Annotated in this window: 12 protein-coding genes; 1 reads left to right on the top strand and 11 read right to left on the bottom strand. The window is 69.6% G+C overall.

The genetic code is table 11. The features are described 5' to 3' along the window. The first annotated feature begins 130 nt into the window (after window positions 1-130). The gene (locus tag VGR32_RS04300; protein WP_327448390.1) at window positions 131-2,206 is read left to right on the top strand and encodes a S46 family peptidase; all 2,076 of its coding nucleotides are present in this window, start codon (window positions 131-133) and stop codon (window positions 2,204-2,206) included. A 75-nt stretch (window positions 2,207-2,281) separates the two neighbouring features. Here VGR32_RS04300 and VGR32_RS04295 read toward each other — a convergent pair whose 3' ends face one another. The 11 genes from VGR32_RS04295 to VGR32_RS04245 form a co-directional block, all read right to left on the bottom strand. Further along, window positions 2,282-4,357 (bottom strand): TonB-dependent siderophore receptor, encoded by a 2,076-nt coding sequence (locus VGR32_RS04295; protein ID WP_327448388.1) that lies wholly within the window; start codon window positions 4,355-4,357, stop codon window positions 2,282-2,284. A gap of 139 nt (window positions 4,358-4,496) precedes the next feature. Further along, entirely contained in the window at window positions 4,497-5,462 is a 966-nt protein-coding gene (locus VGR32_RS04290) for a TraB/GumN family protein (protein WP_327448386.1), read from the bottom strand. Window positions 5,463-5,485: 23 nt separating this feature from the next. Next, window positions 5,486-5,677 (bottom strand): helix-turn-helix transcriptional regulator, encoded by a 192-nt coding sequence (locus VGR32_RS04285; RefSeq protein WP_327448384.1) that lies wholly within the window; start codon window positions 5,675-5,677, stop codon window positions 5,486-5,488. Window positions 5,678-5,686: 9 nt separating this feature from the next. Beyond that, window positions 5,687-6,127 carry a hypothetical protein gene (locus VGR32_RS04280; RefSeq protein WP_327448382.1) on the bottom strand — a complete coding sequence of 147 codons (441 nt, stop codon included), beginning with the start codon at window positions 6,125-6,127 and terminating at the stop codon, window positions 5,687-5,689. A 94-nt stretch (window positions 6,128-6,221) separates the two neighbouring features. Further along, a complete protein-coding gene (rmuC, locus tag VGR32_RS04275) occupies window positions 6,222-7,607 on the bottom strand; it encodes a DNA recombination protein RmuC (protein WP_327448380.1) in 1,386 nt (461 codons plus the stop codon). Window positions 7,608-7,675: 68 nt separating this feature from the next. Continuing rightward, window positions 7,676-8,278, bottom strand: coding sequence for a recombination mediator RecR (recR, locus tag VGR32_RS04270; protein ID WP_327448378.1), 603 nt, complete (start codon window positions 8,276-8,278; stop codon window positions 7,676-7,678). A gap of 4 nt (window positions 8,279-8,282) precedes the next feature. Further along, entirely contained in the window at window positions 8,283-8,612 is a 330-nt protein-coding gene (locus tag VGR32_RS04265; protein WP_327448376.1) for a YbaB/EbfC family nucleoid-associated protein, read from the bottom strand. A 44-nt stretch (window positions 8,613-8,656) separates the two neighbouring features. Further along, a complete protein-coding gene (locus VGR32_RS04260) occupies window positions 8,657-9,481 on the bottom strand; it encodes a hypothetical protein (RefSeq protein WP_327448374.1) in 825 nt (274 codons plus the stop codon). Further along, window positions 9,478-10,158: a hypothetical protein gene (locus VGR32_RS04255; protein ID WP_327448372.1), complete on the bottom strand. Its 681-nt coding sequence runs from the start codon at window positions 10,156-10,158 to the stop codon at window positions 9,478-9,480. The genes VGR32_RS04260 and VGR32_RS04255 overlap by 4 nt, the downstream gene beginning before the upstream one ends. 84 nt (window positions 10,159-10,242) lie before the next feature. Further along, window positions 10,243-10,638 carry a cupin domain-containing protein gene (locus tag VGR32_RS04250; protein ID WP_327448370.1) on the bottom strand — a complete coding sequence of 132 codons (396 nt, stop codon included), beginning with the start codon at window positions 10,636-10,638 and terminating at the stop codon, window positions 10,243-10,245. Further along, window positions 10,638-12,530 carry a DNA polymerase III subunit gamma/tau gene (locus VGR32_RS04245; protein ID WP_327448368.1) on the bottom strand — a complete coding sequence of 631 codons (1,893 nt, stop codon included), beginning with the start codon at window positions 12,528-12,530 and terminating at the stop codon, window positions 10,638-10,640. Before VGR32_RS04245 ends, VGR32_RS04250 begins: the two co-directional genes overlap by 1 nt. Window positions 12,531-12,554: the final 24 nt, after the last annotated feature.

Here is a 12,554-nt window from a genome sequence, read left to right as displayed (position 1 = left end):
GGTATCCCCCGCGAAGGTCGGGGGGGCCAAGTTAAATCGGGGTAACGGACCCTCTTGCCCCGCGGCCCGCGCAGGAGGATGGTCCGCCGTCTCGTCGCGGAAGGTCCGCGGCGCCCGGAGCCTTTCACGCATGAAATTCCGATCCCTGCGCCTGTCCATGGCGCTGTCGGCGGTGATCGCCGCCGCCCCCATGATGATCGCCGCGCCCAGCGTCTCGGTGGCGCGCGACGAAGGCATGTGGACCTTCGACAACTTCCCCCTGCAGACGGTGAACGAGAAGTACGATCTGAGCCTCGACCAGGCCTGGCTCGACCGGGTGCGGATGGCGGCGGTCCGCATCCAGGGCTGTTCGGCCAGCTTCGTCTCGCCCGAAGGTCTGATCCTGACCAACCATCACTGCGTGGTCGGCTGCCTGCAGGAGCTTTCGTCGTCCGACACGGACTACGTGAAGGACGGCTTCCAGGTCGGCACGCGCGAGGAAGAGAAGCGCTGCCCCGGCCAGACCGCTGAGGTGCTGACGGAGATCGTCGACGTCACCGACCGCATGCTGATGGCCGGCATGGGCATGGAAGGTCAGGCCTTCGCCCAGGCCCGGCAGGCCGAAGTCGCCCGCATCGCGCAGGAGAGCTGCGCCGGCGATCCGAAGTTCAACTGTCAGGTCGTCGACTTCTACCGCGGCGGCCGCTTCGCCCTGTACAAGTACCGTCGCTATGACGACGTGCGCATCGCCTTCGCGCCCGAGTTCCAGGCGGCCTTCTTCGGCGGCGACCCGGACAACTTCAACTTCCCGCGCTATGCGCTCGACGCCTCGTTCCTGCGGGCCTACGAGGACGGCAAGCCGGTCGCCACGCCCAATCATCTGAAGTGGAACCCGAACGCGCCGCGCGAGGGTGAGCCGACCTTCGTGGTGGGCAATCCCGGCTCGACGTCGCGCCTGCTGACCATGAGCCAGCTGGAGCGTCTGCGCGACCAGCAGCTTCCGATCACGCTGATCCAGTCGTCCGAGCTGCGCGGCCGGCTGCTGACCTACGCCGCCTCGGGCGACGAGGCCAAGCGCGTCTCCGTCGATCCGATCTTCGGTCTGGAGAACAGCTTCAAGGCGCAGTACGGGCAGCACCAGTCCCTGCTGGACCCCGCCTTCATGGGGACCAAACGGCAAGAGGAGGCGCGCCTGCGCGCCGCCGTCGAGGCGGACCCGGCGCTGAAGCAGCGCATCGGCGACCCGTGGACCGAGCTGGAAGCCATCCAGGGCGTCGCCCGCGACCTGTACCTGCCGTATCGCCAGCTGGCGCAGAGCGCCGGCGGCGGCTCGCAGCTGTTCGCCTACGCCCGCGCCATCGGCCGCGCCGCCGCCCAGAACGCGGCCGGACAGCTGACCGCGGAGCGCAAGACCCAGCTTGAGGCGGCCTTGGGCGAAGCGACGCCCATCTACATGGACATGGAGGAGATCCGTCTCGGCTACTGGCTGTCCAAGACGCGCGAGTACCTGACGGTCGACCATCCGCAGGTGAAGGCGCTGCTGGGCCGCGAAAGCCCTGAGGCGCTGGCCGACCGCGTGATCGGCGGCACGAAGCTGGCCGATCCGGCCTTCCGCGTCGCGGCCCTGTCGATGACGCCGGAACAGCTGGCCGCGGCCGATCCGCTGATCGCCTGGGTCATGGCCAACGACGCGGCCTCGCAGGCCGTGGCGACCGAGTGGAACCAGAAGGTGACCATCCCGACGGCCCAGGCCGCCGAACGCGTCGCGCAGGCCCGCTTCGCCGTCTACGGCTCGAACATCTATCCGGACGCGACCTTCACCCTGCGCATCAGCTACGGCGAGGTGAAAGGGTGGACCTATCGCGGGGTCGAGGTTCCGGCCTTCACCCGGATCGGCGGCCTGTACGAGCGCGCCACGGGTTCGGAGCCGTTCAATGCGGCGGCCGGCTTCCTGGCCGCGGAAGGCCGGATCAACAAGGATCTGGTATTCGACTTCTCCTCGACCAACGACATCATCGGGGGCAACTCGGGCTCGCCCGTGATCAACGCCCGCGGCGAGGTGATCGGCGCGGCCTTCGACGGCAACATCCATTCCCTGGGCGGAAACTTCGGCTACGACGCCGCGCTGAACCGGACGGTGTCGGTGTCGACGGCGGCGGTGACGGAAGCGCTTCGGGTCGTCTATCCGCAGCCGCGCCTGCTCCGGGAACTGGGCGTGCGCGGCTGACGCTCCGCCCGCGCTGAATGATGAAGGCCCCTTCCGGCGACGGAGGGGGCCTTTTCATGAGCGGGAGGCCGCGGCTCAGAACCGGGCGGACAGCGTCAGGCGGGCGTTGCGCGGCGCGCCGGGGGTCAGGTTGTTGTTGTTGTGGGCGTCCGACCAGTAGCCCTCGTCCAGCAGGTTCTCGACGTTGATCTGCACGTCCACCGACGGCGTAAGGGCCCAGAAAACCGCGGCGTCCACGCGGGTGAAGCCTGGCAAACGGGTGGTCGTCGGTGCGGTCCGGATGGCCGCCCACTGATCGGACTGATGCACGACGCCGAGGCCCAGCCCCAGCGTCGCGGTGACCTCGTAGCGGTTCCAGAGCGACAGGCTGTGCTCCGGGGCGTGGGCCAGTTCGACCGCATCGTTTCCGTCCAGCGCCGCTTCCTGCCAGGTGTAGCCTCCGGCGACGGTCCAGCGGTCGGTGACGCTGCCGGCGACGCCGAGCTCCAGCCCGCGCGTGCGGGTCTCGCCGACGTTGATGGTGACGGCGGGATTGGCCGGGTCCGGCGTGGTGGCGTTGGTCCGGCGCAGCTCGAACAGGGCGGCGGTCAGCGAGAGGCCCGGCCGCGCGTCCCACTTGGCACCCACTTCCAGATTCTCGAACTCCTCCGGCTCCAGATTCTGGGTCGTGGGGGTCAGCGAGGCGAACTGCTCGCCTGAGCGCGGCAGGAAGGAGCGGCTGTAGCTGGCGTAGAGCGAGGCGGCCTCCGCCGGCTTCCAGACCAGGCCCAGGCGCGGCGACACCATGTCGTCGGTGCGGCCGAAGGCGCGGTCGGGCGTCGGCAGGAAGTCCGTCCCCTGGATCTCGAACCGGTCCCAGCGCAGGCCGAGGATCACGTCGAAGAACCGGCCCAGACCGATCTGGTCCTGGGCGTAGGCGGAGGTGGTGGTCACCCGGCTGACCGTGTCGCGCGCGGCCGTGCCGAAGGTCACGGTCGGATAGGCTGGCGCGCTCAGGCTGAAGGTGGGGTTCGACAGCGTTCCGTTCAGGCGGGCGTTGTCGGTGTCCTGATCGCCGTATTCGACGCCGATCATGACGCGGTGCTCGATCGGGCCGCCCAGGACCTCCCAGATCAGGTTCGACTGCAACAGGGCGTTTGTCCGGTCCGTGGCGTCGACGTAGGCGGCCAGCGGCACGGTCCCGGTCGGCGAGGTCGCCGGGCCATTCGGATATACGTTGGCGTAAAGCTTGTCGTAGTCGGCATAGACCAGCGTCGCGTTCAGGCTCAGTCCGGGGGCGATCCGGCCGTCCAGACGCAGCTTGGCGACGTCGGCGTCCAGCGTGGTCCGGTTCACGCCGGGGACGCCGAAGAACAACTGGTCGTACCCTTCCAGCGGGCGACCCAGATACGACGGCGCCCCGCGGTCCGGCACACGGTCGTCGTCGACGTGCTCGTACGACAGACCCAGGTCCCAGCCCGGCGCGATCTCGGCCGCCAGATAGGGATTGATCGCCCAGCGCGAGCCGTCGACGAAGTCGCGGAAGCTTTCGCTCTCCTCGACCATGGCGTTGAGACGGAAGGCGACCCGGTCGCCCAGCGGCCGGTTGACGTCGATCCAGGCGCCACGGCCGCCGTAGCCGTCGACGAAGATCCGGGCCTGTCCGAAGGCCGCGTCGGCGCCGGGGGCCTTCTGCACGCGGTTGACGATGCCGCCCCCGCCGCCCCGGCCGAAGATCAGGGCATAGGGGCCGCGGAGCACCTCGATGCGATCGAGGTTGTACAGCGGTCGATAGTACTGGACGTCGTCGCGCACGCCGTCGACGAAGAAGTCCGCCGTGGTGTTCTGGCCGCGCAGGGTGATCTGGTCGCGGTTGCCCTCGCCTTGCCCCACGGTGACGCCGGGGACGTAGCGCAGGACGTCGCCGAGGCTGTCCAGACCCTGATCCTCGACCTGCTCGGCGGTGACGACGGCGACGCTCTGGGGGACGTCGAGCAGGGGGGTGTCGGTCTTGGTGGCCGTGACGACGTTCAGAGCCCGGTAGCCCTCCGCCCGGCCCGTGACGACGATGGGATCGACGATGGTGGGCCCGGCTGCGGCCGGGGCCTGCTGGGCGTGGGCGGCGCCCGCGACGGCGGTGAGGGAGACGGACAGAAGCAGCAGGGGGCGCATGGGACTCGACGGCGGCAGAAAGCGGGGCGCGCACGTCTATTGCGAAGCATTGTCATATGCAACACCAAGCGTCGCCGCACGCGAAGACGCCCGCCTCCGGAAAGGAAGCGGGCGTCGCGCAGCAGCGGTCGGGGGGAATCTACTGCACGCGTTCGACGGTCACGCCGCGCCTCGCGAGGATCGTCTGCACGGAGTCGTCGCCGGCCAGGTGGGCGGCGCCGACGGCGATGAACACGGTGCCTTCCCCTTCGAGCAGGGTCTGGATCTGGCCGGCCCAGTTGGTGTTCCGACGCGTCAGCATGGCGTCGTAGATGCGGGCGTCGTCGTCGCGCATCTCGTGGGCGAACCCGGCCAGACCGTCGACGTCCCCCGTCGACCAGGCGGCGACCAGATCGTCCAGCTCGGTGGCCGCGTTCTCATAGGTCTCCAGCGACTGGCGCAGGAAGTTGAGCTGGGCGTCCTCCGGGAACCCGGCGAGGATCCGGATCTGCTCCTCGATCGTCTCCAGCCCCTTGACCGGCTTGCCCTCGGCCACCGCGCGGGCGCGCAGGACCAACTCGATGCCGGACGTCGGGTCGTAACCGGCCTTGACCAGCGGCGCCATCGACAACGTCAGGCCGACCAGCCAGGGCCTCATGATGTTCAGTTGCTGGACCGGCACACCGACGACGCCGGCGGCCTCTCCCAGTTTTGCGTATTCGGCCTCGGTGAGCAGCGTGTTCAGCGGGCGCGACGGGTCCATGCCGTGCTCCATGATCAGGGGCAGGGCCGCGGCCTGATCGTCCGGATTGGTGATCTCGAACCAGATCTCTTCGGCGTCGGCGAAAGCCGCGTCCACCGCAGGGGTGCCCCACGCCGTGGTCGGGCGCAGCACGTGGACGGTGCCGAACAGGTAGATGGTGGAATCGGCGTCCCTGACGACCCAGAGGGCGGGTCCGGAACCGGCCGGGGCCTGGGGCACGATCGCGGGGGCGACGGCGATTTCCTGGGCCCAGGCGGCGGGAGAGCCGGCCAGCGTGGCGACGAGGCCCAGACCGAGCGCGGCGCCGGCTGCGGAGCGGGTCAGGGCCGCAACGGAGGTCTTGAGGCGGGAGGCGAGGGTCATGTGGAGGTCCTTTCGGGGAGGGTTCAGTCGTCTGTGAAGATGGCTTCGATCGGCTGTCCGAAGACGCGGGCGATCTTGAAGGCGAGGGGGAGCGACGGGTCGTAGCGGCCGGTCTCAAGCGCGTTGACGGTCTGGCGGGAGACGCCGAGGCGGTCGGCCAGATCGGCCTGGGACCAGTCGCGTTCGGCGCGGAGCACCTTGAGGCGGTTGTTCATGGCCTGCCCCTACCGATGCCGCAGCCACCAGAGCGCCCAGGCGATCGCATAGCCGACGATCTGGGCCCCCACGGTGAAGGCGATGCCGGTCATGATGAGGTCGTCCGGGCCGCTGCCCAGCGGCGGAAGGGCGACGTCGATCGCGCCCCAGGTCGACAGGGCGAAAAGGCCCATGGCGGCGGCCATGCCGGTCGAGCCGCCCCAGTACCACGCCCACTTGTGCGCCTCGCGCACGGCTTCATCGGCGCTCCGCCACCAGGCCACGCAGATCCAGGCGGCCGCGGCGACGCCGGCCGACAGCAGGGCGATCCGCAGCGGACCGGCCGCCGCGCCGCCGACGTGATCGATCAGGGCGGACAGGCCTCCGACGACCAGGCCGACGAGCGCGCTGACGCCCAGCATGGCCACGTAGCCGAGGCGGCGACGTCTGCGGATCGGTTGGTCGGTCATGACAAGCTCCCCCGTCGATTTGACAAGGGTGTTTTACATCGATCGGCAACACTGTCAAGCGACCTTGTCAGAAAGTCCGCAAGGCTTGTCGTCGTCAGCCGGCGGGGTCGGCATCCACAGCGGCATCCAACAGCGAGGTTTCCTGCCGTCCGTCGGCAACGACCTCGACGCTGCGCAGCTGGCGCTCTACCGCACGGGTGCGACGTCCCGCCTCGTCAACAGTCTTGCGGGCGGTGTCGAGTTGCCGACCCAACTGCTCCCAGACGGCGCCGTATTTCTGAAACTCAGACTTTGCCATGCCCAACACCTTGGCGATGTCGCCGGCGTTCTTCTGAATGGCCAACGTTTGGAAGCCCATCTTGAGACTGTTCAGCGTGGCCGCCAGCGTGGTTGGACCCGTCACGGTGACGCTGAAGTCCGCCGAGAGAGCTGCCGCCAGCCCAGGTCGGCGGATGACCTCAGCAAACAGACCTTCGGTTGGCAGATACAGGATGGCGAAAGGCGTCGTCTCCGGCGGATGCACGTACTTGTCGCGAATGCTCTTGGCTTGAATCCGGATGGCCTTTTCCAGCCCCTTCGCCGCCGAATCGACCGCGGCGGGATCTCCCAATTCTTGTGCACCCATCAGGAGCTCGTAGTCCGCCGCCGGGTATTTGCAATCGATCGGTAGCAGAAGGCGGCTGCCCTCGTCACGGCCGGGCAAAAAAACAGCGTAGTCGACGGCCTCAGCCGTGCCGGGCCGTACGCGGACCTGCCGCCCGTACTGTTCCGGGGTCAGCATATCGTCCAGCAGGGCGCCAAGTTGCACCTCGCCGAAGGAGCCGCGCGCTTTGATATTACCCAGCGTCCTCTTGAGGTCACCTACGCCGGTGGCCAGAGCCTGCATCTCGCCCAGTCCGCGGTGGACAGTGTCCAGCCGCTCGCTGACCATTTTGAAGTTCTCGCCCAAACGCTCGGCGAGGGTGGCCTGAAGTTTTTCGTCCACCGTAGCGCGCATCTGCTCGAGCTTGGCCTCATTCTCCTTGCGCAGCTTCTCCATGTTATCGCCCAGCGCGGCGCGGACCTTCTCAAGCTCTTCGGAAAGGGCTTTTCGGCCTTCGGCCTGCTGGTTCGCCAAAGTCTCGGTCAGCTTCAGCACCGCTTGATTGGTCTCCCCCAAGCGTTGCCGCTGGCTCTCGGCCAAGTCGGACGAGGACTTGGTCTGCAACTCGGCGAAGGCGCCTAACCGGGTGTCGAAGTTGGTCGTCAGGGCGCCTATGCGTTGGTCCAAGCTGTCGGACATCCTAGAGAGACCCGCCGAGACCTCCTCGCGCTGCATCTGCGCCTTGCGGTCCATCTCGTCCCGCAGACGATCCACCTCGCGCGTCAGCGCGGTTTCAAGCCCGGCGGTCGATCCTCCGCGTCGCGCGGCCACGGCGATGATGATGGCAACCAAGGCAGCAGCGACTGCGGCGAGGGCGACGATGATTTCTGCGTTCATGGTCCGTTCCTTAGCGGGAGTCGCGGCGACGGACCATCGCCATGACGCACGTCAGAAACGGTCGTGGATCAGGCGGGCCGCCGGGCGCGGAGGGCCTGGACGATGGTGCCGTCGTCCAGCCAGTCCAGCTCGCCGCCGACGGGAACGCCGCGGGCGAGGGTCGTCACCTCCGCGCCGGCGCCCGCCAGCCGCTCGACCAGGTAGTGGGCCGTGGTCTGGCCGTCGACGGTGGCCGGAAGGGCCAGCACGACCTCGGCCGCCTCGCCGCCCTTCACCCGACCGACCAGCTCGGTCACCCGCAGGGCGTCGGGACCGACGCCGTCCAGCGCCGAAAGCAGGCCGCCCAGCACGTGGTAGCGCCCGCGGAAGGCGCCCGAGCGCTCCATGGCCCACAGGGCGCCGGCCTCCTCGACGACGCAGATCAGGCGCCGGTCGCGCGTCGCGTCCGAGCAGATGGCACAGGGGTCGCGGGTGTCAGGCGTGCCGCAGACGGAGCAGGACTTCACCTTGGCGGCCACGTCCACCAGCGCGTCGCCCAGAGGGAGCAGAAGCTGGTCGCGCCGCTTCAGCAAGGCCAGGGTCGCGCGACGGGCCGAGCGCGGGCCCATGCCCGGCAGCTTCGCCAGCAGGCCGATCAGCCGCTCGATCTCGGGTCCGGCGGAGGCGGCCACGCCGTCAGAACAGCTTCGGCATGCCGGGGATGTTCATCCCGGCCATCGGCCCGGCGGCCTCGCGCATCAGCTGGCCGTTGACCTCGTCCAGCTTGCGCTTGGCGTCGGCATGGGCGGCGACGATCAGGTCGGCCAGGATCTCGCCTTCGCCCGGCTGCATCAGCGAGTCGTCGATCTTCACCGACGTGATCTCGCCCGGCCCCTTCAGCGCCACCGTGACCAGCCCGCCGCCGGAGGTCCCCTCGGCGGTGGATTCGGCCATGCGCGCCTGGGCCTCCTGCAGTTTCTGCTGCATGGCCTGGGCCTGTTTCATCAGATCGGTCAGGTCTTTCATGGGGCCAAGATAGGGGGTCCGGACCGCGTGCGACAGGGGCCCGATCAGGTCGTCGGCCACTCCCGAGCGAAGGACGGCCATGGGTGGCCGAAGTCCGCGCACGTCGCGCGAAACCCGTTCAACGTCGCGTCGATGTCCCGCAGGTGGCGCGCCTGCTCGGCCAACATGGAGCCGGGATCGGCCTGTGCGGTCCACCTGGCGGCCGTCCACAGGATCTGGCAGGCGCGATCCGGCTGGTTGGCCTCGAACCGCACGATGGCGGTGCAATAGCTGGCGCCCGCGAAGGCGACGGGAGCGAGGTCCTTGTAGCCGGCCATCCGCCCGCACAGCGCGTACATCCGCTCGCCCAGATCGGCGCGCTCGCGACTGCCCGGCGTCAGGGTCTGAAGGCGGCCCGTCATGTCGGCGAACTCGGCGAACAGGTCGGAATAGGCGTCGTGGGCATCGACCCTGGCGGTCTCCGCGGCCGCGCGACGCTCGCAGATGGCGCGCGGGTCGCGCACGGTCAGCGTTTCCCAGTCGTTGTCGCGATAGATCCGGCAGGCCTCGTCCGGATTTCCGCTGAGGGCCTGCGCGTCGGCGACGCAGGCGTACGCGCGGCTGAACCACTCGCCGACCCTGCCATAGTTCCCCAGGCCGGCGTCGCGGTATCGGGCCACGGCCGCGTAGCAGTCGCGAATGGCCCCGTTCCAGTCCTCGCGCTGAAGGGCCTCCAGACCGCGCTGCAGGGCCCCATCGCCCTGACGCACGGTTTCGGCCTGGGAGGCGGTCAGTTGCTGGCCGTCGACTTCATAGACGTAGTCCTGCGCCTGAACAGGGCTCGTCGACACGGCGAGCAGCAGACCGGCGCTCAAAACGAGGCGGATCATTGCGCCGCAGCCTGCGCCGCCCGCTGGGCGGGCGTTCGGACGGTCAGGAAGGTCTCCACCACCCGCTGGTCGAAGGCGACGGCCACGTCCATCAGGCGGTCGGTCTGCCCCTCGATCACCTGCTGGGCACGGCTCATGTCGTCAGAGCTGGCGATTCCGGCCGAGCTGACCACGATCTGGCGATCGGCGGTGCGGACGACCACGTCGGAGCGGAAGGTCCAGCCCCCGCCGTCGGCGTCCTGTCCGATGGAGGCGCAGCGGTGACCCCCGCCCCCCGGCACCGTGAGGCGCGAGAAGTGAACGACCCGCCGGTACGGCCCCGCCGCGATCAGGCAGGCCTGCGCGTCGGCCTGCAGCGGCAGCAGATCCCCGGGGGGCGTCTGGTCCGTCAGAGGCTTGAAACGCAGGTCGTAGTCGATGTCGAAGGCGTAGTCGTCGCCCGGCGGCAGCCCGGCCTGGACGGCCTCGGCCAGGGGCGTCAGCAATGGCGCGAAAGCGGGAACCTCAATGTCGAGTTGGGCCGCCAAGGGGGCCATCTGGGCGTCGAGAAACGCCATGCCCTCGGCGATTTCGGCGCGTTCCTCGGGCGTGAGCGGCGGCACGCCCGCCTCCTGCGCATGGGCGGACGTGACGGCCACGACCGCTGCGGCCGACGCCGCCAGCAGAATGATGCGCATGTGGAAATCCCCCGTTATGCGAGACGACCATGACGCGCGACGGTCCCCGAAATCCAGAGCCGTGACGTGCGTCGTCGGGTTTCGTCAGTCCTGATCCAGGTCGGTCTGGATCCACTCGGGCGAGTGGTGGACGTCGATCGTCTGCAGACGGCCGGGGCCGAGGTTCTCGAACCTGTGCGGCACGCCGGCGGGCCCCAGCACGACCTCGCCGGCTTCGGCGTCCAGCGTCCGGTCGCCGACGAAGAAGCGGGCGCGTCCCTGAATGACGATGAAGGTCTCGTCATAGGGATGAACGTGCAGGCGCGGACCGACGCCGATCTCGTCCGTGCCGTAGGCCAGGACGGTGATGCCCGTCTGTTGCGTCAGGCCGGGCACGGCGCCGCGCCAAGGCCCCTCGACGGCAGGATCGAACAGGCGGGTCTTCGTCGGCGGGCGGCCGTCGGGAGTGATGGTGGCCGGGTCGAAGTCGCGGCGCGCCATCAGTCGTCGTCCTCGACCTCGTCGGGGATGGTCGGCAGGTCCGGCGCGGGGGGCGGAACGCGGATCTCACCCAGCCTGGCGCCCGGGAAGGTGGCCATGACCGAGGCGACGAAGGGGTCGGCTTCGACCTCAGCCCGCTGGGCGGCGCGGGCCTTCTTCTCGATCTCGATCAGGGTCTCGCCACCGCCCTGACCGTTGGCGGCGATCAGCCAGACCTTGCCGGTCCATTCCTTGAGGCGGCCGGCCAGCCGCGTGGCGAGGTTGGCCGGCGCGCCCTGCACCGGTTCATAGGTGATGCGGCCGGGCTGGAACGAGACCGGACGGACGTAGCGCTGGACGTCCATCTGCAGCGCCACGTCGCGCTTGACCCCGATGAGCCCGACGACCTGCTCAAACGTCTGCGGGTCAGGCAGGGCCGGCGCCGCGGCCATGCGCGGAGCCAGAGCGGCGGACGCGCCTCCGCCCCCGCCGCCGCCGCCGCCGCGCGAAGGGCCGGAGCCGCCGGTGACGTCGCCGTCGCGCAGAGCCTTCAACGCCTCCTCCGGTCCCGGCAGGTCGGCGGCATAGGCGAGGCGGACGATGACCATCTCCACCGCGTCGGCCGGGCTGGGCGCGCGCCGAACCTCGTCCAGTCCCTTGAGAAGCATCTGCCAGACCCGCGAAAGCGCGCCGGCGGAGATGGCCGCGCCGAGCGCCGCGAGGGCCTGGGCCTGATCGTTGGGCAGGCGCGTGGCCTGCGGCCCCAGCATCTTGGACACGGAGGCGGCGTGACAGTGCTCCAGCAGATCGCCCATGACCTGCACCGGATCGGCGCCGTAGCCGTACAAGGTGCGGAAGGTCTCCAGCGCCTCCGGCGTGCGCCCCGCCATGACCTGTTCGAACAGGGCGATGGTGCGGGTGCGGTCGGCCAGACCCAGCATGTCGCGCACGGTTTCTGCCTCGACCACCGCGCCGCGCTCACCCTGCACCAGCGCCTGATCCAGCAGGCTGAGGCCGTCGCGCACCGAGCCCTCGGCGGCGCGCGCGATCAGGGCCAGCGCGTCGGCCTCGATGGCCATGCCTTCCTTTTCGGCCACCTTGCCGAGATGGGTCACCAGCACCTCCGGCTCCACGCGGCGCAGGTCGAAGCGCTGGCAGCGGGACAGGATGGTCACCGGCACCTTGCGGATCTCGGTGGTGGCGAAGATGAACTTGGCGTGGGGTGGCGGCTCCTCCAGCGTCTTCAGCAGGGCGTTGAACGCCTGCGTCGACAGCATGTGAACCTCGTCCAGGACGTAGACCTTGTAGCGCGCCTCGACCGGGGCGTAGCGGACGCTGTCCAGGATCTCGCGGATGTCGCCCACGCCGGTGTGGCTGGCGGCGTCCATCTCCATGACGTCGATGTGCTGGCCGGCCATGATGGCCGCGTCGTGCCGGCCGGACGGGGACAGGTCGAGCGAGGGGCGGTCGATCGTCTCCGTCTCATTGTTCAGGGCGCGGGCCAGCAGGCGGGCCGTCGTCGTCTTGCCGACCCCGCGGACCCCGGTGAGCATGAAGGCGTGGGCGATGCGACCGGTGGCGAAGGCGTTGGTCAGGGTTCGGACCATCGCCTCCTGCCCGATCAGGTCGGAAAAGGCGCGGGGGCGGTATTTGCGCGCCAGAACCGTGTAGTCGGCGTCCACCTCGGCCGGTCCGGACGCAGGAACCGCAGGCCCCGCCCTGGGCAGGGCGGGCGCATCGGCGACGAGGTTGGGCGCGGGCTCCGGCGCGGCCAGCGCCTCTGCGACGCGCATGCCCTCGGGCTCGGGCGCGCCGAACATGTCCTCGGTGTTGGGATCCCGCTCCTCCGCCGCGTCCGAGGGTTCGTCCTCGTCCCAGGGCGGCCCGTCGGGATTCGGTCCGGCGTCGCTCATGCAGGATGCTTAGCGCGGACTGGC

The sequence above is a fragment of the Brevundimonas sp. genome (assembly GCF_035935935.1).
Taxonomy (GTDB): Bacteria; Pseudomonadota; Alphaproteobacteria; order Caulobacterales; family Caulobacteraceae; genus Brevundimonas.
Note: the sequence above shows the minus strand (reverse complement) of the source record. Positions and strands in the feature narration are given on the sequence as shown.